Below are 19,448 nucleotides of genomic sequence, written 5' to 3'. Positions count from 1 at the left end.
CTTCATGGGAAGGGCAGCAACAGCATGTTGCGAAGCGGGATGGTGGTGTCGATGACGCGGTAACGGAAGTTCCGGTCCTCGGCCGCGATAGTCAGCGTGCGCTTGCGATCACTGGGAAGGTCGCTGAAAACTTCTAAGCTGGCCGGTGTCACGGGTTCCTTCTCGTACAGGCTGCCTCGCATGACCAGCGCTACGCGCGCCGCCACGATGTGGCGCATGCGATCGGGCGCGAGCATGAGGGCGCCGATGGCGTAGTCCGCAGCGCCAGGATCGATCCATGAGTCGACGACGCCGTTGCTGTCGGTATCGACGCCGTACACCGCGTACAGCGCCACGACACCGTCGGCCAGCGCCTGCATGGCCGAGGCGTCGGTGCCCTCGTCGCTGCCGGTGCCGGCTGCCCGCAGAAGGTCGTAGGCGACCAGCGTGCGATCGGCGTTCACGCCGATCAACTGGAACTGCAGGTTGTTGGCTGCCACATTCCCAAGCGGAGAGAAAAGCGCCGTACCTCCCGCAGCGAGCGTGGCAAGCGAGGTGGTGGTGCCGGACGAGGTGAAGTAGCGTCCGCCGATGGGCAGGACTTCATTGCCCGCCGCGGCGAACGCGGTCGCGTCCGTCACGTCCACTTGCTCGATCAGGCAGTCGGAGTCGAACGTTCCGTTGTCCAGGCTCACCAGCCCGATGTCGCCGTTGGCCATGCCGATGGTGTTGTCCAACCGCAGGTTGTTGTTGTCCGGAAAGCCGGAGCGGATACGGCGCGGCACGTCGCCCGCCGCTGCGTTGCCGCCCATGACCACGAGGGTGTCCGAAGCGCCGGCGGTGGCGCCCTTGGCGATGAGAAACGGCGCAACCCGCAAATTGCCCGCGTTGGCGGCTCCGGCACCGCCGAGCAGCGTGTCGAACGGCGCCGGAAACGCGGATGCGGTGCGGGGCAGGATGGTGGTGGCGGCGGAGCCGATCCTGCGCGCGGCGCTCAACCGGCAGCCGAATACCCCGCGCATGCCGGTCTGCGCGAAGCCGGATCCGGCGCTCCGTAGCAGACGGTCAATCGCGTAGGCGGCATAGGAGCCGCTCTGGTTCATGTCGTTGGTCGAGGTGGTACTGCGCTTGTGTGCCTCGCCGAGCGTGACCGCGCTGGTTACTGCCAGCACGACGACCAGGCCGATGACCATGGCCACCAGCAGTTCGATCAGCGTCAGGCCTCGCTGAGTGGCGCGACCGTCAAGTTTGGATGGGGCATTCATGGTGGGGGCAGCGCAACGCGCGTAGTCAGACGGCTATCTTGTTGGCCGCTTGGGCGCTGGGGCGGACGCCATGTGATGAGGATGTCGACCGTGTTGGTTGCGACGTTCGAGATCTGGACGCTGCCACCAGGCAGACCGCCGGCTTGCGGGTTGCTGGCGCGGTCGTTCCACGAAGGCTCTCCGACGTCGGGGTCGATTGCCACCGTGCGAGTGGTCCACATCGTCGCCGCGATGTCGTTGGCGAGCAGGGCGGCGCGGTTGCGGTCTTCCGCATCGAGCGACAGGCCGATCGCGCGCGTCTGCAGACCGATCAGGCCCAGGATGCCCAGCGAAAACAGCAGGACCGAGACCAGGACTTCGATCAGCGCGACACCAGCTTGCGAGGCACGCACGGAGGAGGGTGAGGGGCGTTGGTGCTTCATCACGCGGGGCATCCATCGGGATGGGTGTTGGAAAGCGTCTTGGCCGGATCGCAAAGGCGGACCTGCCCGCCCAGTGCGACCAGCACCCGCATCGCGCGCACGGATTCGACGTCGGGAATCGTGATGTTGTAGGCCGCAGCTGCGGCGCTGCATGCCACGCCGGTACCAGGGGTGGGGTTGTCGACAACGCGCCCCAGGGAGTTGAAGCACAGCGTCGCAGGGCCGGTGATCCGGACATCTGGGGCCAAACCGATAAGGGTGCCGCCTTCGATGAACGTGGGGTCGGTTGACTCGCCTGTGAGGAGCGGCACGAAATTGACGGACCAGTTGGCGCCATCTTCCACCGCCGCGAGACCGTCTGCCGGGTTCGTGTCGGCTGTCAGCGAAAAGACGGTCTGGCGGCTGCGTCGAAGAGACTCGGTCTGGGCAAGGCGGAGGCCGTTTTGCAGCGCATCGGCGACAGTACGGATGCGGCTGTTGCGCATCCATTCACTCATGGCCGGGAACGCCAACATCATCAGGATGCTCAGTAGCGCCACAGTCACCATCAATTCGATGAGCGTGAAGCCGCGTGCGGCGCGCGGCTGACGGATTGGCGCCTTCATCAGCAACCCGACTTCTTTGTCGTCCAGCCGGTGGGGCAGGCCGTCCAAGTCGAGCCCGCCCTGATCGCGGTGGTGCGGGTGTTCTGCTGGTTCACGGTGAACGTGAAATCACCGGTGGAACCGGTGCCCGCAGCCTGCGCCGTGAACGTCGTGGCCGTTAGCGTCGGACAGGAGATGGTGAAACTACCCGCCGCAGCCGGCGCGGTGCACGGCGAGGTGAACCCATTCACGGTCTGGTAGGTTCGGTTGTCCTGGAAGTGACGCTCCATGTTGGCGCGCAACGCCGAAAGGGCGTTATGGGCTTCGACGAGCTGCCCGCGAAGCACGTAGTCGCGGTAGCTTGGAATTGCGATGGCGGCCAGAATCCCGATGATCGCAACGGTGATCATCACTTCGATCAGCGTGAAGCCGGATGAGCCGCGTCGCGATTGAGAAGCGTGACACAAAAAGCTTGCTTGTTTCTTCAAGAGACACCTTTCAGACCCGATTTCGGGCCTTCCGCCAGAGGGGCGGCAACAGTTGCAGACAGTTGTCAAAGAATGTCTCCAATTGTGTTTTTTTGCAAAACCGCTCGTCCGCGCTCCGCAGCCATTCGTCGGCTTGACCGTCGGCACAATCGGCGGAATGACTTCCAGCGCAGCGCCAGCCCTTGAGGCGACCGCCCTTCCATCCAAAGCCGCCGCCACCGTTCGCGCAGGCTTGGTGGCGTTTCCGTTTCTCTGCCCGCTCGTGGCCGGTCCCTCGGTTCAGGCTTGGCAGCTATTTGCAACTTGGACCTGCCTCGCAGCGCTGCTTCTTGCAATACCTCCCAGCGCGCCGGCGCGGGGCATCTGGGCTTGGCTGGCGACCGGAATGGCGGTTGTCGTGCTTTCCTCCCACGGCTCGCCTGCCCTTTGGCTGCCCGCAGTCGTGGTGCTGGGCGCAATTGCCGCCGCAGCCTGCGTGGGCGCTGGCATCGCTCGGGCCGGCCCCTCCGCCGCCGCGGTTCTGGCCACGGGCATCCTCGCGGCCGGCCTCGTCAGCGCCGTCCTCGGCCTGCTCCAGTACTACGGGCTGGCCGAACCGCTGGTGCCCTGGACCACTACGCCCGCGCTCGGCCAGGCATACGGCAACCTGCGACAGCGCAACCAGTTCGCCACGCTGATCAGCATGGCGCTGGTGGCGGCGCTCTGGATTTACGCCGCGCAGCCGTCGCTGCAGATCAGGCGTTGGCTGGCGGCGGCTGCTTTGCTGCTGTTGGTGGCCGCGGCGGCCTCAACGTCGCGCACCGGCCTGCTTCAGCTGCTATCGATCGTGGGCGTCGCAACGTTGATCGCGTGGCGCGAACGCCGTAGCGCGCCTGAAAGCGACAGGAAGCATTTCAGCCTGCCGCCGCCGCTCGTGCTGCTGGCGATGATCCCGATCTATTTCGCCATCGCGTGGGTGCTGCCCCAACTCACCGCCAGCGAAGTCGAAGGCATGATGCGCCGCCTGCAAGAAGGCGCCCCAGGCGACCACACGCGAGTGATTCTCTGGCGCAATGTGCTCACGCTGATTTCCGAGCATCCGTGGACGGGGTGGGGCTGGGGCGAGCTGGCCTTCGCGCACTACAGCACGCTGTATTCAGGGCCACGGTTCCCGGAGATCCTGGACAACGCGCACAACCTTCCGCTGCACCTGGCCGTGGAGCTGGGCATACCGGCATCGGTGCTGATCTGCGGTGGTTTCATCTGGATGGTGCTGGCAGCGCAGCCCTGGCGCGAGCGCGATCCGGCGCGGCTGATGGCGTGGGGCATGCTGGGTGCGATCGTGCTGCACAGCCTGCTGGAATATCCGCTCTGGTATGGGCCGTTCCAGCTGGTGTTCGGGCTGTGCCTGGGAATGCTGTGGCCGGCGCGAGTTGCTTCGTCGCGGCAACGGCTCAAAGCCAGGTGGCTTGACACGCCGGTGTTGCCCGCCGTGGCGGCCACTGCGCTGGCGATTGTGGTCGGCTATGCCACCTGGGACTACATCCGCATCAGCCAGATCTACCTGCCGCGCGACGAGCGGCTGCCGGCCTATGAAGACGACACACTGGCCAAGGCGAAGAAGTCCTGGCTGTTCGCAAGGCAGGTGGGTTTTGCCGAACTGACGCTCACGCGGGTGACAGCTGCCAATGCCGCCGAAATGCATTCCCTGGCCGCGCGCACCCTGCATTTCTCGCCCGAGCCGCGCGTGATCGTCAAGCTGATCGAAAGCGCCGAACTGACGGGGCGGGACCAAGAGGCCTGGGAACAGGCGGAGCGCTTCCGAATCGCCTTTCCGGTGGAATACGAGCGGTGGCTGAGGGGCCAGCCAGTCGACGCGCGGTCGCCCTAGATTTACCTGGCTGGCAGGCTAACCAGCGACGTAGCTCCCCGACTTTCCGCCGTGCTTTTCCAGCACATGCACGTCGGTGATCCGCATGCCGCGGTCCACCGCCTTGCACATGTCGTAGATCGTGAGCAGCGCCACCTGCACGGCGGTCAGCGCTTCCATTTCGACGCCTGTCGGCCCCACGGTTTCAACCGTTGCCGTGCACACCACCTGCGGCGCGTTGCCTTTTTCGGCCAGCGCAAACGCCAGCGCCACGCGTGTGAGCGCCAGCGGGTGGCACAGCGGAATGAGGTCGCTGGTTTTCTTGGCGGCCTGGATGCCGGCGATGCGGGCGATGCCGAGCACGTCACCCTTCTTTGCCGTGCCCGACTCGATCAGCTTCAGCGTCGCGGGCTGCATCTCGATGCGGCCGGTGGCCACGGCTACGCGGTGGGTGGCGGGCTTGGCCGCGACGTCGACCATGTGGGCTTGGCCTTGGGCATCGAAATGTGTGAGGGAGCTCATGTTGAACGTTCGGTGTGGAGGTGCATCATACGAGCCCGAGCCATGGACGAGGAATGCCGCGCTTGACTCCTTTTGCCAAGAAAAAAAGTTCTGCCGCACCCGCTTTGCGGTCGTTGTGCGCTACCGTTTTAATAGCGTGCCAGGTTGTGCTGCCGGTGCCTGCCCGCGCGCAGCTGCAGGTGCTGCCGGGCCTGGGCGACGGCGGCGAAATGACGGCCAGCGCCGAGCGCCAGCTGGGCGACCAGATTGCGCGCGAGCTTTATCGCGACACCGACTACATCGACGACCCGGTGGTCGGCGCCTATGTGCAGGAAATCTGGCAGCGGTTGATGACCGCCGCGCGCGAGCGCGGCGAGCTCACGCCCGAGCTCGATGAGCGTTTTGCCTGGGTCGTTCTGCTGGGCCGCGACCGCAACATCAATGCCTTTGCGCTGCCGGGCGGCTACCTAGGGCTGAACATGGGCCTGATTGCCACCGTGGGCAGCCGCGACGAGCTGGCAACGGTGCTCGGGCATGAGCTCTCGCACGTCACGCAACGCCACATCTCGCGCATCATGAGCAGGCAGGGCAAGCAGATGCCGCTGATGCTGGCGGGGCTGATCCTCGGCATGATCGCGGCCAGCAAGAGCCGCAACGCCGATGCGGGCCAGGCCGTGATCATGGGCAGCCAGGCGCTCTTCATGCAGAATCAGCTGAGCTTCTCGCGCGACATGGAGCGCGAGGCCGACCGTGTCGGTTTTGGCGTGATGACCCAGGCGGGCTTTGCACCGCAGGGCGCGGCGACCATGTTCGAGAAGCTGCAGTACGCCGCGCGCCTCAACGACAACGGTTCGTACCCCTATCTGCGCAGCCACCCGCTCACGTCGGAGCGCATCTCCGACATGCAGGGGCGCTTCCAGTTCCGCATGGACACGGCCCCGGCCATGCCTTTGGTGATGGACCACGCGATGATTGCGGCGCGCGCGCGGGTGCTCACGCGGCCGGGTGTCGATGTGCTGCGGCTTTGGGTCGACGCCGCCTCGAGCGGCGAGTTCGCCAGGAGCAGCCCGGCCCAGCAGGCCGGCACGCTCTACGCGGCAGCGCTGTCGGCCAAGGAGCTGCGCGATTTCAGATCGGCGCGTGCACTGGCCGAGCGATTGACTGCGCGCACCGCCGAAGAAGCATCCGCCGCCAAGCTGGCGCGATGGCTCAACGCTGAAATCGAGCTCGCCGGCGGCGGTGCTCCCAAGGCCGTCACCCTGCTCGACGTGAAATCCAGGGAGCGGCCAGAGATGCTGCTCGCGGCCGAGGCCGCCGTGGCCACCCGCCAGCCCGCGCCCATGGTGCCCGTGCTGCGCGACTGGGTGGCCACGCATCCGCGCGACGCCACCGCTTGGCGGGCGCTGGCCAATCTTTACGGTGCGCAGAACGACACCCTGCGCGCCGTGCGGGCCGATGCGGAAGCGAACGTGGCCATCCTCGACTACCCGGCCGCACGCGACCGCTTCAAGGCTGCGCAGGAGCTGGTGCGCAAGCCCGGTGCGCCCATCGACCACTACGAGGCGTCGATCATCGACACCCGTGCGCGGGCGGTGGAAGCGATGGTGAAACGGCAGGCTGAAGAGCCGCCGCTGCGCTGAGCCGGGTCGGGTGACGCGAGCGGGAGCTCTCGCTTAGCGCTTCGAAAGAAGCCCGCCCAGCGCGGCTTCGATGACCAGCCCCAGCAGCGAATAGATCAGCGAGCCGATCAGCGCCGCGACGAAGCCGCTGACCTGAAAGCCGCCCAGCAGGCCCGATGCGGCCCAGAACAGCAGCGCATTGATCACGAACAAAAACAGCCCCAGCGTGACGATGGTGACCGGCAGCGTCAGCACCACCAGCACTGGCCGGACGATCATGTTGAGCAGGCCGATGACCGCGGCGGCAATCAATGCGGAGCCGAAGCTGTTGACCTGGACGCCGCTGTAGAGATAGGCCACAGCCAGCAGCGCGACGGCGCTGAGCAGCCATTTGATGATGATTCGCATGCGCCGCAGGATACCCCAGCGGCTCCAAAACAACGAGCCCCGGGCGTTGCCGCACCGGGGCTCGTCAGGGGACGTTTCGCAGCGTTGAACCGGCGGCTTATTCGGCCAGTTCGTTCGCAAGCACCAGCAGCGCGCCCATGCCCATCACGGCACCGGGAAACGCCCAGCCCGACTGGCGCGGCGGCGTCTGCTCGTGCGTGACCGGCTCCAGGTCGACACCGATCTTGGGGCGGCGCGCATCGACCACGTGCGTGGCCGCATGTTCGCGCTTGAGCTGCTGCGTCAGTTCGGTCAGCGGGCCCTTGGCAAGCACCGCCGTCACCTGCCCGCCATTGCGCTCCAGCATGGGCAGCAGCTGCGCCTGCACCTTGCTGAACCACTTGGCGCGCCAGTTTTCGCGCGCGCTGTGGCTCACCCACTTGCTGATGCGGTGCGTCATGCGCGGAGCGCAGGCCACCAGTACCCAATGGCGCGCCACGACGCTGCCGGCGTCCGGTGCGAGTTCTGCGAACTGCTCGGCGGCATAGCCAGCGTCGTCGACATAGAGAATGATCTTTTCCATGAGGCGCTCCTTCAAGTAGTTAGAGTGGCAGAGACTGTTCCATAGAGGAAGAGCATTTTCTCCGATGGCGGCTGCGGGCGATCAGCTCGTGGTCGCGGCTTCTTCGGCGTGCTTCGGGCGGCGCATGGCCACCAGCTTGCCGATGACCAGCACCAGCAGCGCGCCGGCAATACCGGCGGCGTACCTGACGGTGTCGCTCTGAGGCACCTTCGGCACCCAGGTCCAGGCCGCGGTGTTCGACAGCGCGGGATCGGACACCGCCATGGTGCCCGCAATCCAGCCCAGCAGCATGCCGCCGATCGTGATGATGATCGGGAAGCGGTCCATCAGCTTGATGACCAGCTGGCTGCCCCAGACGATGATCGGAATGCTCACGAGCAGGCCGAAGATCACGAGCGGCATCTGGTGGCCCTGGCCGGCACCTTGAGCGGCGCCGGCAATGGCGATCACGTTGTCCACGCTCATGACCAGGTCGGCCACGATCACGGTCTTGACGGCGGCCCACAGCTTGTCGCTGCCCTGGATGTTGCCGTGCGCATCGTCATGGTCGGGGGCCAGCAGCTTGACGCCGATCCACACCAGCAGCGCGGCGCCGACCAGCTTGAGGAACGGAATCGCCAGCAGCGTGAGCGCGAAGAAGATCAATATCACGCGCAGCACGATGGCACCGGCGGTGCCCCAGAGAATGCCCTTGGTGCGTTGCGCAGGCGGAAGCTTGCGGCAAGCCAGGGCGATGACGACGGCGTTGTCGCCACCGAGAAGAATGTCGATCATGATGATCTGACCGACCGCGACCCAGAATTCCGGGGCCATGAACTGTTCCATAGGTTCCTCTTGTCTTCGCGCGCCATTCGGCCATCCATCCTAAGAGGAATGGCGGCAGTTTGGCGCATTCGTTCGTTTCGATTCATCCCGTGCGGGCTGTTCGAAGCATGACGAAGACCGGTGGTGGAACCGGGAATTCAGGAACGCTTCGATCAAACCTGCACAGGTTCAAATCGAAGGTCTTGCTCGACAGCGCATACCGGCAGGCACGCGTTGCCCGACAGGCCGGAAGTGTTGTGCTTCGTATTGACGACCTGGCGTTTTCCGCCGTCGTGGACGGCAGTCGGGAGCTACTCCCCTTCGTGGGGGGATTAGATCATCGAGCCCCCCGCCCTGGCAACCAAAAGTTTTCTGCGCGTTGGGGATGACGCGCCAAAACGCGCGCGAACAGGGGCGCCGGTGCTCCATTTTTGGTAGCGTACATAACCTTCGGCGGCTGCGGGGCATTGCCGGACTATGATCGCCGCTCGCTGTTTTTTCTCTCCCATGGCCGCCATTCACATCACAGACATCGAGGCCGCCATCAACCATTGGCGCGAGAAGAGTCCCTCGCCCGACGGCATCACGCTGGCGCCCGAATTGCGCGCGCTCGCGGAGGTTTATGCGCTCATGGTGTTCCACCATGAAGACGAGGTCGACGAGCAGGGCTTCCCTGAAAAAGCCTGGGCCGCCTGGCTCGACTGGTACCACAGCACGCCCGACACGCCGTGCATTGCCATCTGCTCCACGAGCCAGGGCGACGACCAATGCAAGGGCTGCGGCCGCAGCTTCGACGAGGTGCAGCACTGGCCGGCCATGTCGCCGGCCGAAAAGCGCGTCACGTGGCGCCGCATCACCATGGAAGACACGGCCTGGCGCTTCAACAAATACGCCGAGCGGGCGCGCGAAGCCGAGCCGCCGCAATGGCCGGACGAAGATCCCGCCGAGCCCCTCGGCCCCGACGACACGCCCTGAGAGAGGCCACCGCATGCGCCGCCTCGCCCAAGCGCCCAACCTTGCGATTGCGACCTTGTGGGTGCATGCCTTGCGCGAGGAGGGCGTCGAGGCGACGGTCCAGCGCGAATTCCTGGGCGCCGTGATGGGCCAGCTGCCGCCCGACCAGTGCCTGCCCGAAATCTGGATCGACGATGAAGCCCAGTTCGAGCGCGCCCGGCAAGTGCTGCATGCGGCGCAGCATCGGCCGCAGCGCAACTGGCAGTGCGCCTGCGGCGAGCGGATCGAAGGCGGCTTCGAGCAGTGCTGGCACTGCGGCGCAATGATGCCGGCGGCCTAGCGCCTGTTGAATGCTTACTTCCAGCGCAGCAGTTCGACGTCGATGCTGTGGGTGCCGTCGCCCAGCGCCAGCGTGTTTTCCTGGATGGTCGCCTGCAGCTGCATGCTGCGTTGCGCCAGCGCGGCCAACGCTTGCGAGGCCTCCGTCGGCACGCGATAGACAGACAGGTTCTGCGGCCGCGTGAGTTTGTTCTCGATGCCGCGCCACCAGATCTCGGCGGCATGGTTGAAGCAGTAGACGATCACTTCGTCCGACTTGCCGCAGGCCTTGATGATGGGCTTGTCCTCGGGCTGGCCGACCTCGACCCACAGCTTGGTCTCGCCCGTGAAATCGCGCAGCCACACATCGGGCTCGTCCACGTTCGACAGACCCGCGCCGAAGGCCAGCGTGCCGTCGCCCTGGCACACGTCCTGCAGCTTGTAGGCATTGAGCGCGAGCGCGACGAGCCGGATCATCATCCGCTCGTCGGTCTCGCTCGGGTGGCGCGCCAGGGTCAGCGCATGGTCGGCGTAGTAGCCGTGGTCGATGTCGGCCACCGCGAGGGCGGCCTTGAAGATGGTGGATTTGAGGGCCATGGGTGCGCGAGTGTATGCGCCCCCACGGGCGCCGTCAGAACGCCACCGAGGCCTGCAGGTACAGCGTGCGCGGCTGGCCCACGTACTTGCCGCCGTTGTTGTCGACCGAGCGGTTGTAGTAGCGGCGGTCGAACAGGTTCTTGACGCCCACGGCCAGCTTCAGGTTGCTCATCGAGGGGCCGAAGTCGTAGCCCGCGCGCAGGTTCATGGTGGCGTAGCCTGGAATGTTGCCGAGCCGGCCTGTCGAATCTTCCACCGTGATGTACCGCGCACCGTCGTCGGGCGAGCCCGGCGAACGCTGCTTCGATTGCGCGTACACGTCGGCGTTGAAGGTCCACGGCCCGCGCTCGTAGCGCGCGCCGAGCGTTGCCACCTGGCGCGAGTAGAACGGCAGGTCGCGGCCGGCAAAGGCGCCCGCCTTGGAGGTGGCCTGCGTGTACGTGTAGGTGGCCGATAGCGACAGGCCCTTGAGCGAATTGCTCAGGCTGCCCATGTCGTAGCGCAGCGCCGACTCCAGGCCGCGGTGCCGAGTGGCGCCCAGGTCGGTCCACTGCCCGACGTCGCCGGTGATGGAGCGGGCCAGCTGCAGTTCCTTGTCGAAATTGATGTTGAACAGCGTCAGCTCGCCGCTCCAGGTCTCGCCCTTGTAGTGCGTGCCGATTTCGTAGGTCTTCGCCTTCTCGGGATGCAAGCCGGTGGTGGACTGCGCAAGCTGGGCGTACTGCTGCGGGCCGAACGACACGCCGGCGTTCGCAAACACCGACCAGCGCTCGCTCATGCGGTAGAGCACCGACAGCGTCGGCAGCACTTCGTTCGAATCGATCTTCGGATAGATCGCGCCGGTCACGCGGTTGTTTGCCACGGTGAAGACATCGTTGTGCGAGCGTATCGACTCGTAGCGCACGCCGGGCGTGATCGTCCAGTTGCCGAAGTCGATGCGGTCGTCGATGTAGAAGGCATGCGCGGTCGTGCCGCCCTTGCTCGTCTGGTATGCCGGCTGGGCGCGCGTGTAGGCGTTGTAGCCGGGCGTGGGCGTGTAGTAGCTGCTGCGCGTTGCCACCTCTGAGGCTTCTTCCTTGAGGTAGCGCACGCCCACGCTCACTTCCTGCACCACGCTGCCCGAATCGATCAGGCGCGAGTAGCGGGGCTCGATGGCAAAGGTCTTGTAGTCGCGCGGAGCCGTGGTGAGCCGGCGCTTGCCGGTGTTGGCGCCGGTGCCTTCCTGCTCGAGGTAGCTGCTGCGGTACGAGTCCGTGTAGTAGGTCAGCATCTCGAACTTGTTCACGCCGTCGTTGTGCGTGTACTTGATCGAGCCGTCGGTGCGGCGCCCGGAAAATTCGTCGAAAGGGCGGTCCGACTGGAACGGATTGACCGCGAACTGCGCCGTCGTCAGGCCGCCGGGCATGCGGCCCTTGCCTTCGAAATGGTGCAGCGACACGGCAATGTCGTCGGTCTTCGAGATGCGATACGCGCCCTTCAGCATCAGGTCGTTGATGCTGGTGTGGTCGTTGCTCTGGCGAAAACCGTCGCCGTGCGTGCCCGAGTACAGCAGCGCAAGCCCCAGGCCGTTCTCGTTGGTGCCGCCCATGAACAGCGTGGGCGTGGTCTTGACGCCGCCGCCATGGCTGGCGCTTTCGACACCCACGCCGATTTCGCCCGCAAACTGCTTGGGAATCGCCCGCGTCACGAAGTTGATGATGCCGCCCACGTTCTGGGGACCGTAGCGCACGGAACCCGCTCCCCGCACCACGTCGACCGCTTCCAGGCTGCCGAGCGACAGGGGTGCCAGCGACAGCTGCGGCTGGCCGTAGGGCGCATAGGCCAGGGGCACGCCGTCCAGCAGGATGGTCGAGCGGGGCGACAGCCGCGAGGTGAGCCCGCGCACGCCCACGTTGAGCGAGATGTCGCTGCCGCCCGTGCCGTTGCTCTCCTGCACCTGCACGCCGGGCACCTGGCGCAGCACGTCGCGCACGCTGCTCGAGCCGCTTTCCTGGATCTGCTTGCGCTCGATGATGCTGCGCGCGCCCGGATGCTCGAGCACCTTGGTCTCGCTGGGCGAGCCGAGCCAGTCGCCGGTAACGGTCACGGCTTCCAGAGATTTCGCGCCCGATGCGGCATCGGCAGGCTCAGCCTCGGCTGCAAAGCTCTGGAAGCTGATGGGGAACAGCGCCATCACCAACGCGGCGCATTTTTTTCGCTTGAACAAGGTTTCTCCTCGGATATCGATAAAAACGGAAGCTGCGGCTATCGCGCTCAGGATGTGGTGCGGGTGCTGCCGGAAAGTGCCCGGTCGCGGGCCGCCGCCGCGGCGACGGCGCGGCGCCGCCACCAGAGCCAGACGCCGCTCACGCCCAGGCCGCAAAGGGCAAAGCCGAGCAGCACGGTGGCGGCCTGGTGCACCAGCCCGCCCAACTCGCCGGTGTGCAGCGGATAAATCACCACCACCGCGCCGTTGCCCACGTCCAGGTCCTGCCAGCGGCGCACCGCCAGCACCTCGCCCGTCAGCGGATGCAGCCAGGCCGAGCCGATGCCGTTCGGATGCGGGTCGTCGGGCAGCCGGAAGCGCACGCGCAGCGGCCGGTCGGGTTTGGCCGGCACCTGCACGTAGCCGATCGGCTGGCCCGGAAACACCTGCTGGGCGCGTGCGATGAGCTCGTCGAGCGAAAGCCGGGGGCCTGACGCGGGGCCCTTGGGCACCACGGGCGGCTTGACCTGCTGCTGCCCGACCGCGGCTGAAATGAAGTTGCCGAGCGGACGCCAGGCCATGTAGGCGCCCGTGAAGACCGATACCGCGATCAGCAGCCCGAGCACCGCGCCGCCGGTGCGATGCAAATCGAACAAGCCGCGCAACAGCCCGCGGTTCAGCACGATGCGCAGCGAAGGCGGCCAGCGCGTGGGCCACCAGAGCACCACGCCCGTGACCAGCAGGAAGAGGTAGGCCAGTGCCACGAAGGCCAGGATGCCCTTGCCCGTGTCTTCCAGCAGCAGGCTGCTGTGAAGTTCGAACAGCAGGTTGTAGGCGCCTTCGTGAGACCCGCGCCGGCCTTGCTCAGCCCCGGTTGCCGGGTCAAGGTAAAGCGTGCCTTCCCACGGCCCGCGCACGTACACCCAGAGCGTTTCGCCGGGCTTGCGCGGCGGCCGCAGCGTGAAGTTGGTGGTGGGGCCGAACTCGGCCAGGATGCGCTGGCGCAGCGGCTCGAGCGGCAGTGCGGCCCGGGCCGTTGCTGTTCCCGCATCGGCCGCGCTTCGCGCGACGAAAAAGGCGGGATGCGCGTAGCGATCGATCGGCAAGGCCACCACCAGCACGGCGCCGAGCAGCGCCGTGAGGGCGAGTACCGGTCCGAGCGAAAGGCCGATCCAGCGGTGAATCTTGAGCCAGAGGCGTCTCAGGGGGGCGCGCATGAACAACGGGGACTTCGAGGCGTCCCGTCACGGTTGTTGGCTGGCGCGCCGGTCACGGCGCGTTGGCTGGAAATTTCGGCAAAAGGCGAAAGCGCCAAGCGAACAGCCGCCCTCGGGCGGCTGGTGCATCGGTGCGGAGAGCCTCAAATTCTACTGGCGAGCTCCGCGGCCTTGCCCACGTAGCTCGCAGGCGTCATGGCCAGGAGCCGCTCTTTTTCGGATTCCGGAATCTCGAGCGAGCGGATCAGGCCGTGCAGCGCCTCGGCGGTGACCGTCTTGCCGCGCGTCACTTCCTTCAGCTGCTCGTAGGCGCCCTGCACGCCGTAGCGGCGCATCACCGTCTGGATGGGCTCGGCCAGCACTTCCCAGGAGGCGTCGAGGTCTTCGGCCAGCGCTTCTTCGTTGAGCTCCAGCTTGCCGAGCCCGGTGGCCAGGCTCGCATACGCCAGCGTGGCGTAGCCGAAGGCCACGCCGATGTTGCGCAGCACCGTGCTGTCGGTCAGGTCGCGCTGCCAGCGGCTGATCGGCAGCTTCTCGCTCAGGTGGCGCAGCACCGCATTGGCCAGGCCCAGGTTGCCCTCGGCGTTTTCAAAGTCGATCGGGTTGACCTTGTGCGGCATCGTCGAAGAGCCGATTTCTCCCTTCTTGAGCCGCTGCTTGAAGTAGCCCAGGCTCACATAGCCCCAGATGTCGCGCGAGAAGTCGATCAGGATGGTGTTGGCGCGCGCCACGGCGTCGAACAGTTCGGCCATGTAGTCGTGCGGCTCGATCTGGATGCTGTACGGCTGGAAGCTCAGACCCAGGCCCAGCGGCGCTGGCGTTTCGATCACCTTGCGGCTGAACGCCTCCCAGTCGAAGTCTGGCCAGGCCGCAAGGTGGGCGTTGTAGTTGCCCACGGCACCGTTCATCTTGCCGAGCAGCTGCACCGCGGCAATCTGGGCGCGGGCCTTCGACAGGCGCACCGCCACGTTCGCGATTTCCTTGCCCACGGTGGTGGGGCTCGCGGTCTGGCCGTGCGTGCGCGACAGCATCGACACGCCGGCAAACTGGTGCGCCATTTCGCGCAGCTTGGCAATCAGCCCGTCGATGGCCGGCAGCACCACTTTTTCGCGGGCGGCCTGGATCTGCAGCGCATGGCTGGTGTTGTTGATGTCTTCGCTGGTGCAGGCAAAGTGCACGAACTCGGCGGCGGCCAGAAGCTCCGGCCGGGCTTCGAACTTGGACTTGATCCAGTACTCGACCGCCTTCACGTCGTGGTTGGTGGTCTTTTCGATTTCCTTGATGGCCAGTGCGTCGGCCTCCGAGAAATGGGCGACCAGGCCCAGCAGGTACTTGCGGGCGCCGCCCGTGAGTGGCTTGAATTCAGCGAAGCCGCAGTCGGACAGCGCAATGAACCACGCCACCTCGACCTGCACGCGCCGGTGCATGTAGCCCTGTTCGCTCATCAGCGGGCGCAATGCCGCGAGTTTGGCCGCATAGCGGCCGTCCAGTGGGGAGAGGGCGGAAACGGTGGAGAAGCTCATGCCCGAATTTTAGGCGGCCCGCGCCGAGGCCCGTTTGCGACAGTTCGAAGCTGCCTTTTTCAGCGTTCCCCTAAAATAGCCACGAACAATCGTTATCAAAGCAAAGGGAGAGAGCCTTCATGAAACTGATCGGATCGGCCGCCAGCCCTTATGTGCGCAAGGTGCGCGTGGTGCTGGCCGAGAAACGGCTCGACTACCAGTTCGTGATCGAAGATGTCTGGTCCGCCGACACCACCATCGCCCACTCGAACCCGCTCGGGAAGGTGCCTTGCCTCATCATGGAAGGCGGCGAGGCGATGTTCGACTCGCGCGTGATCGTCGAATACCTGGACACGCTGTCCCCCGTGGGCAAGCTCATTCCGCAGCAGGGCCGCGAGCGTGCCGAGGTCAAGACCTGGGAAGCGCTGGCCGATGGCGTCATGGACGCCGGCGTGCTCTGGCGCCTGGAAGCCACCTGGAGCGGCCGCGGCGACGGCGAGCGCAGCGCCACCTGGATCGAGCGCCAGCGCGCCAAGGTCGAGGGCGGCATTGCCGCCATGGCCAAGGGCCTGGGCGACAAGCCTTTTTGCAGCGGCATTCACCTGAGCCTGTCGGACATCGCGGTCGGCTGCGCGCTGGGCTGGGTGGGGTTTCGCTTTCCCGAGATCGACTGGCGCGGCGAGCACCCGAACCTCGGAAAGTTGTACGACAAGCTGATGCTGCGGCCCAGCTTCATCGACACGCAACCATGAAATGAAAAAGGCGCCCCGGGCGCCTTTTTCAATTCCGGGGCACCGTGTGCGGCGCCCCCTTTCGTGGGGAATACAAAAATGCTGCGAGGCGCCCCGACGCGAAGGAGGGAGGGAGGGAGGAGGAGAAGAATCACCTCGGGATTTCGACCAGACGAGAAACGCCTGGAAGACCTCGCAACATGAAAACCGGAGGACATTTGCTGTCCACGTCTTTTATGAGGACAGTGTGCCAGCGCGGTTCCCGGTTCAGTGGTAAACGTTTGTGACGATCAGTTCACGCGTACTACAAGACTCCGATGCGAGAAGGAGCAGCTCGGGGCTCTCGGTCAATTGGCGGCGAGCTGGCTCTCCACCACCTTCACGAAAGCGGCCTCGTCGGGCGCGGTCATGCTCGACCAGGCCTGAACCACCTTGCCGTCGCGCCCGATCAGGTATTTGTAGAAATTCCACTTCGGCGTGGTGCCGGAGGCCAGCGCCAGCTGCTTGAACAGCGGGTTGGCGTTGGGGCCGCGCACCGAGGATTTCGCAAACATCGGAAACTTCACGCCGAAGGTGCTTTCACAAAAATCGGCAATCTCCTTGTTGGAGCCCGACTCCTGGGAGAAATCGTTCGACGGAAAGCCCAGCACCACCAGACCGCGCGAGCGATATTTGCTGTCCAGCGCCTCCAACCCCTTGTATTGCGGAGTAAAGCCGCAGAAGCTCGCGGTGTTGACCACCAGCACCACTTTGCCGGAGTACTGGCACAAAGACTGGGGTTTTTCGTCCTGCAGCCGCGGAAAGGTGTGTTGCAGAGTGGCCGGGCAGGCCGCGTCGGCGGGTGCGGTGGCCGGAGCCGCAGATGGGCCGGCAGAGGGGGCCTGGGCACCCGCCGTACCAGCGGCAAGCAGGCAAGCCGCAAGCGCGGCGGCCTGTGCAAGGCGCATCGGCACGGGCGATCGGGTGGGGGTTGGCATAGGGGCTCCTGGTACAAAAATGGGGGTATGTATCCGTGCCGTCAGGGGGCGCATGGCCGCATCATCGCGCGTCTGTCACGAGCGCGCCAAGCAGGCCGACTAAAATCGGCGGCCTTAGAAAGATTTTGATGCTTTATCCGGAACTCTTCAGACAACTCGAATCTGTCCGCTGGGACATGGACAAGGACATTCCCTGGCAGTCGTTCGATGCTTCGCTGCTGTCCGAAGAACAGGCGCAAACCATCAAGATGAACGCCATTACCGAGTGGGCGGCGCTGCCGGCCACCGAAATGTTCTTGCGCGACAACCGCCACGATAGCGATTTTTCCGCTTTCATGTCGATCTGGTTCTTCGAGGAGCAGAAGCACTCGCTGGTGCTCATGGAGTACCTCAAGCGCTTCAGCCCCCAGCATGCGCCCACCGAGCAGGAGCTGCACGAAGTGCGCTTCGACTTCGACCCAGCGCCTCCGCTCGAGACCCTCATGCTGCACTTCTGCGGCGAGATCCGCCTCAACCACTGGTACCGCCGCGCGGCCCAGTGGCACACCGAGCCGGTCATCAAGCACATCTACACCACGCTGAGCCAGGACGAAGCCCGCCACGGCGGCGCCTACCTGCGCTACATGAAGCGCGCTCTGGAAAAGTTCGGCGACGAAGCCCGCGCCGCCTTCACCAAGGTTGGCGTGCTGATGGCCAGCGCGCGCCGCACCGCGCAGGCGCTGCACCCCACCAACCTGCACGTCAACAAGGCGCTGTTCCCCAACGACACCATCCAGAGCCGCATGCCCGACCCGGATTGGCTCGAGCACTGGCTGGACAAGCAGATCAAGTTCGATGCCGTCTGGGAGGGCAAGGTCGGCGAGCGCATCCTGCACAACCTGAGCCTGCTCATGAACCGCAGCTTCAAGACCGTGCAGGAGCTCAACCGCTACCGCAAGGAAGTCTCCGCCAACCTCGGGCCGAAGGCCGAGTACCAGGGCGCTTGAAGGAATAAAGGGGCGCGTCCCGCGAAATGGCCTGTCACAAACCAGGCCGCTCGCCCGTCTTGTGACCATGGACGACGCCACCCTTACCTTCGACAGCCACCGCCGCCGCCTTCAGGGCATTGCCTACCGCATGCTCGGCACCGTCGCCGAGGCCGAAGAGGTGGTGCAAGACGCCTGGCTGCGCTGGCACGAGGCCGACAAGACCGGTTTCGACAGCGCCGAAGCCTGGCTGGTCACAGTCGTCACACGGCTTTCCATCGACCGGCTGCGCGCCGCCAAGGTCCAGCGCGAGCATTACATCGGCGCCTGGATGCCCGAGCCCACGCTCACCGATGCCCCCGCCACGCCGGAGCAGCTGCTCGAGCGCGCCGACAACGTGTCGGTGGCTTTCCTTGCCGTGCTGGAGCGCCTGGCGCCCGAGGCGCGCGCCGCCTTCCTGCTGCGCGAAGTGTTCGACGCCGACTACGAAGAAGTTGCCCGCACCCTCGGCAAGAGCGAGGCCGCCTGCCGCCAGCTGGTGCACCGCGCCAAGGCGCAGGTGCAGGAGGCGCGACCACGCTTCCAGGTCTCGCGCGAAACCCACCAGCGCCTGCTTCAGGCCTTTGCCGATGCGGCGGCACGCGGCAGCCTGCAGGACCTGAAGGCGTTGATGGCCGAAGACGTCGAGCTCATCGGCGACGGCGGCGGCAAGGTGCAGACCTTCAGCAAGGGTCTGCGCGGAAGCCAGCGGCTGGCACAGCTTTACTTTGCGCTCTGGCGCCGCATGGGGCCCGCGGTGCGCATGGAACTGGTGGACATCAACGGCGAGCCGGGGCTGCTGCGCTTTCTCGACGGCCAGCTCGAATCGGCGCAGACCTTCGAGATCGAGGGCGAGCGCATCGTGCGCATCCGCGCCCAGCGCAATCCCGACAAGCTGGCGCGTATCGCGCAGCTTTTTTCTTCGAAATAGTCCGCGCGGCGTGTCACAGGGCCGGGTGATGGCCCGTCTTCAGTGGGTAGGAAGCAGATCTTTCAAACCCAAGCCACTGGAGCATTCTCATGAACACGACCCCGCGCCTGAACTGGTTCAAGACCATCCCCAAGACCTTCGAAGCCATCCTGGCCGTCAGCGCCAGCATCGACTCGAGCACCGTCGGCAAGACGGTGCTCGATCTGGTGTTCGCGCGCGTCTCGCAGATCAATGGCTGCGCCTACTGCCTCGACATGCACGTGCGCGACCTGCGCAAGCAGGGCGAAGGATGGCAGCGCATCAACAGCCTGGCGACCTGGCGCGAAGTGAGCTTTTTCAACGAGCGTGAACGCGCGGCGTTGGCGTGGGCCGAATCGCTCACGCGGCTGGCCGATCATCACGACGAGCGCGAAGCCGAGTTCGCAGCCTTGAAGGCGCAGTTCAGCGATGTCGAGATTGCCGAGCTCACCGTGGCTGTCGCGCAGATCAACACCTGGAACCGCATCAACGTCGGCATGCGCGTGCCTGTCGCTGCCAAGGCGCTGGACTGA

The 19,448-nt window shown here is 65.6% G+C and carries 21 protein-coding genes; 8 read left to right on the top strand and 13 right to left on the bottom strand.

Annotation, left to right across the window (positions count from 1 at the left end):
• Positions 1 to 2: 2 nt before the first annotated feature.
• The 4 genes from V9K97_RS04590 to V9K97_RS04575 are packed head-to-tail and all read right to left on the bottom strand — an operon-like array spanning position 3 to position 2,738.
• Positions 3 to 1,244, bottom strand: coding sequence for a PilW family protein (locus V9K97_RS04590; RefSeq protein WP_337316581.1), 1,242 nt, complete (start codon positions 1,242 to 1,244; stop codon positions 3 to 5).
• A complete protein-coding gene (gene pilV / locus V9K97_RS04585) occupies positions 1,241 to 1,666 on the bottom strand; it encodes a type IV pilus modification protein PilV (protein WP_337316579.1) in 426 nt (141 codons plus the stop codon). Before pilV ends, V9K97_RS04590 begins: the two co-directional genes overlap by 4 nt.
• Positions 1,666 to 2,319, bottom strand: a complete 654-nt coding sequence (locus V9K97_RS04580) for a GspH/FimT family pseudopilin (protein WP_337316577.1) — start codon at positions 2,317 to 2,319, stop codon at positions 1,666 to 1,668. Before V9K97_RS04580 ends, pilV begins: the two co-directional genes overlap by 1 nt.
• Positions 2,271 to 2,738, bottom strand: coding sequence for a type IV pilin protein (locus V9K97_RS04575; protein WP_337316575.1), 468 nt, complete (start codon positions 2,736 to 2,738; stop codon positions 2,271 to 2,273). The genes V9K97_RS04580 and V9K97_RS04575 overlap by 49 nt, the downstream gene beginning before the upstream one ends.
• A gap of 157 nt (positions 2,739 to 2,895) precedes the next feature.
• Between V9K97_RS04575 and V9K97_RS04570 the strand changes: the two genes are divergently transcribed.
• On the top strand, positions 2,896 to 4,608 hold the full coding sequence (locus tag V9K97_RS04570) for a PglL family O-oligosaccharyltransferase (protein ID WP_443302709.1): 1,713 nt from the start codon (positions 2,896 to 2,898) through the stop codon (positions 4,606 to 4,608).
• An 18-nt stretch (positions 4,609 to 4,626) separates the two neighbouring features.
• Here the strand turns inward: V9K97_RS04570 and moaC are convergent, their stop codons facing one another.
• Positions 4,627 to 5,109, bottom strand: coding sequence for a cyclic pyranopterin monophosphate synthase MoaC (gene moaC, locus V9K97_RS04565; RefSeq protein ID WP_337316571.1), 483 nt, complete (start codon positions 5,107 to 5,109; stop codon positions 4,627 to 4,629).
• Positions 5,110 to 5,162: 53 nt separating this feature from the next.
• On the opposite strand from moaC, the gene V9K97_RS04560 reads away from it, so the two are divergent.
• Entirely contained in the window at positions 5,163 to 6,728 is a 1,566-nt protein-coding gene (locus V9K97_RS04560; protein ID WP_337316569.1) for a M48 family metalloprotease, read from the top strand.
• 33 nt (positions 6,729 to 6,761) lie between these two features.
• Here the strand turns inward: V9K97_RS04560 and V9K97_RS04555 are convergent, their stop codons facing one another.
• From V9K97_RS04555 to V9K97_RS04545, 3 genes are all read right to left on the bottom strand, one after another.
• Positions 6,762 to 7,115 (bottom strand): phage holin family protein, encoded by a 354-nt coding sequence (locus V9K97_RS04555; RefSeq protein ID WP_126749591.1) that lies wholly within the window; start codon positions 7,113 to 7,115, stop codon positions 6,762 to 6,764.
• Between the two features lie 97 nt (positions 7,116 to 7,212).
• Positions 7,213 to 7,677: a hypothetical protein gene (locus V9K97_RS04550; RefSeq protein ID WP_126749590.1), complete on the bottom strand. Its 465-nt coding sequence runs from the start codon at positions 7,675 to 7,677 to the stop codon at positions 7,213 to 7,215.
• 81 nt (positions 7,678 to 7,758) lie between these two features.
• Positions 7,759 to 8,502, bottom strand: coding sequence for a TerC family protein (locus V9K97_RS04545; RefSeq protein WP_258502989.1), 744 nt, complete (start codon positions 8,500 to 8,502; stop codon positions 7,759 to 7,761).
• A gap of 486 nt (positions 8,503 to 8,988) precedes the next feature.
• Here V9K97_RS04545 and V9K97_RS04540 point away from each other — a divergent pair, with 486 nt between their 5' ends.
• Positions 8,989 to 9,456, top strand: a complete 468-nt coding sequence (locus tag V9K97_RS04540) for a DUF3717 domain-containing protein (RefSeq protein WP_157616416.1) — start codon at positions 8,989 to 8,991, stop codon at positions 9,454 to 9,456.
• Positions 9,457 to 9,469: 13 nt separating this feature from the next.
• On the top strand, positions 9,470 to 9,775 hold the full coding sequence (locus V9K97_RS04535; protein ID WP_337316567.1) for a putative signal transducing protein: 306 nt from the start codon (positions 9,470 to 9,472) through the stop codon (positions 9,773 to 9,775).
• 14 nt (positions 9,776 to 9,789) lie between these two features.
• Here the strand turns inward: V9K97_RS04535 and V9K97_RS04530 are convergent, their stop codons facing one another.
• The 4 genes from V9K97_RS04530 to purB form a co-directional block, all read right to left on the bottom strand.
• Positions 9,790 to 10,350, bottom strand: a complete 561-nt coding sequence (locus tag V9K97_RS04530; protein WP_337316565.1) for a YaeQ family protein — start codon at positions 10,348 to 10,350, stop codon at positions 9,790 to 9,792.
• A gap of 34 nt (positions 10,351 to 10,384) precedes the next feature.
• Positions 10,385 to 12,523, bottom strand: coding sequence for a TonB-dependent receptor family protein (locus tag V9K97_RS04525; protein ID WP_337316965.1), 2,139 nt, complete (start codon positions 12,521 to 12,523; stop codon positions 10,385 to 10,387).
• 80 nt (positions 12,524 to 12,603) lie between these two features.
• Positions 12,604 to 13,752, bottom strand: a complete 1,149-nt coding sequence (locus V9K97_RS04520; protein WP_337316563.1) for a PepSY-associated TM helix domain-containing protein — start codon at positions 13,750 to 13,752, stop codon at positions 12,604 to 12,606.
• Positions 13,753 to 13,895: 143 nt separating this feature from the next.
• Complete coding sequence (purB, locus tag V9K97_RS04515) at positions 13,896 to 15,275, bottom strand: adenylosuccinate lyase (RefSeq protein WP_258502983.1); 1,380 nt, start codon at positions 15,273 to 15,275, stop codon at positions 13,896 to 13,898.
• Between the two features lie 119 nt (positions 15,276 to 15,394).
• Here purB and V9K97_RS04510 point away from each other — a divergent pair, with 119 nt between their 5' ends.
• On the top strand, positions 15,395 to 16,006 hold the full coding sequence (locus tag V9K97_RS04510; protein ID WP_126749582.1) for a glutathione S-transferase N-terminal domain-containing protein: 612 nt from the start codon (positions 15,395 to 15,397) through the stop codon (positions 16,004 to 16,006).
• Positions 16,007 to 16,332: 326 nt separating this feature from the next.
• Here V9K97_RS04510 and V9K97_RS04505 read toward each other — a convergent pair whose 3' ends face one another.
• Positions 16,333 to 16,962, bottom strand: a complete 630-nt coding sequence (locus tag V9K97_RS04505) for a glutathione peroxidase (RefSeq protein WP_443302599.1) — start codon at positions 16,960 to 16,962, stop codon at positions 16,333 to 16,335.
• A 128-nt stretch (positions 16,963 to 17,090) separates the two neighbouring features.
• Between V9K97_RS04505 and V9K97_RS04500 the strand changes: the two genes are divergently transcribed.
• From V9K97_RS04500 to V9K97_RS04490, 3 genes are all read left to right on the top strand, one after another.
• Positions 17,091 to 17,948 carry a ferritin-like domain-containing protein gene (locus V9K97_RS04500; protein ID WP_258502981.1) on the top strand — a complete coding sequence of 286 codons (858 nt, stop codon included), beginning with the start codon at positions 17,091 to 17,093 and terminating at the stop codon, positions 17,946 to 17,948.
• A 67-nt stretch (positions 17,949 to 18,015) separates the two neighbouring features.
• Positions 18,016 to 18,897, top strand: coding sequence for an RNA polymerase sigma-70 factor (locus tag V9K97_RS04495; RefSeq protein WP_337316560.1), 882 nt, complete (start codon positions 18,016 to 18,018; stop codon positions 18,895 to 18,897).
• Positions 18,898 to 18,986: 89 nt separating this feature from the next.
• The gene (locus V9K97_RS04490) at positions 18,987 to 19,448 is read left to right on the top strand and encodes a carboxymuconolactone decarboxylase family protein (protein WP_337316558.1); all 462 of its coding nucleotides are present in this window, start codon (positions 18,987 to 18,989) and stop codon (positions 19,446 to 19,448) included.

It is taken from the genome of Variovorax sp. CCNWLW186, assembly GCF_037203865.1.
Classification (GTDB): domain Bacteria; phylum Pseudomonadota; class Gammaproteobacteria; order Burkholderiales; family Burkholderiaceae_C; genus Variovorax.
This window is presented reverse-complemented; position numbering and strand designations above follow the sequence as displayed.

Coding starts and splice junctions, on each gene's coding strand:
- V9K97_RS04535 (WP_337316567.1), top strand. CDS start 9,470: ATGCGCCGCCTCGCCCAAGCGCCCAACCTTGCGATTGCGACCTTGTGG.
- V9K97_RS04505 (WP_443302599.1), bottom strand. CDS start 16,962: ATGCCAACCCCCACCCGATCGCCCGTGCCGATGCGCCTTGCACAGGCC.
- V9K97_RS04500 (WP_258502981.1), top strand. CDS start 17,091: ATGCTTTATCCGGAACTCTTCAGACAACTCGAATCTGTCCGCTGGGAC.
- V9K97_RS04560 (WP_337316569.1), top strand. CDS start 5,163: ATGCCGCGCTTGACTCCTTTTGCCAAGAAAAAAAGTTCTGCCGCACCC.
- V9K97_RS04495 (WP_337316560.1), top strand. CDS start 18,016: ATGGACGACGCCACCCTTACCTTCGACAGCCACCGCCGCCGCCTTCAG.
- V9K97_RS04555 (WP_126749591.1), bottom strand. CDS start 7,115: ATGCGAATCATCATCAAATGGCTGCTCAGCGCCGTCGCGCTGCTGGCT.
- V9K97_RS04545 (WP_258502989.1), bottom strand. CDS start 8,502: ATGGAACAGTTCATGGCCCCGGAATTCTGGGTCGCGGTCGGTCAGATC.
- V9K97_RS04550 (WP_126749590.1), bottom strand. CDS start 7,677: ATGGAAAAGATCATTCTCTATGTCGACGACGCTGGCTATGCCGCCGAG.
- V9K97_RS04510 (WP_126749582.1), top strand. CDS start 15,395: ATGAAACTGATCGGATCGGCCGCCAGCCCTTATGTGCGCAAGGTGCGC.
- pilV (WP_337316579.1), bottom strand. CDS start 1,666: ATGAAGCACCAACGCCCCTCACCCTCCTCCGTGCGTGCCTCGCAAGCT.
- V9K97_RS04525 (WP_337316965.1), bottom strand. CDS start 12,523: ATGGCGCTGTTCCCCATCAGCTTCCAGAGCTTTGCAGCCGAGGCTGAG.
- V9K97_RS04570 (WP_443302709.1), top strand. CDS start 2,896: ATGACTTCCAGCGCAGCGCCAGCCCTTGAGGCGACCGCCCTTCCATCC.
- V9K97_RS04590 (WP_337316581.1), bottom strand. CDS start 1,244: ATGAATGCCCCATCCAAACTTGACGGTCGCGCCACTCAGCGAGGCCTG.
- V9K97_RS04520 (WP_337316563.1), bottom strand. CDS start 13,752: ATGCGCGCCCCCCTGAGACGCCTCTGGCTCAAGATTCACCGCTGGATC.
- V9K97_RS04490 (WP_337316558.1), top strand. CDS start 18,987: ATGAACACGACCCCGCGCCTGAACTGGTTCAAGACCATCCCCAAGACC.
- moaC (WP_337316571.1), bottom strand. CDS start 5,109: ATGAGCTCCCTCACACATTTCGATGCCCAAGGCCAAGCCCACATGGTC.
- V9K97_RS04530 (WP_337316565.1), bottom strand. CDS start 10,350: ATGGCCCTCAAATCCACCATCTTCAAGGCCGCCCTCGCGGTGGCCGAC.
- V9K97_RS04540 (WP_157616416.1), top strand. CDS start 8,989: ATGGCCGCCATTCACATCACAGACATCGAGGCCGCCATCAACCATTGG.
- purB (WP_258502983.1), bottom strand. CDS start 15,275: ATGAGCTTCTCCACCGTTTCCGCCCTCTCCCCACTGGACGGCCGCTAT.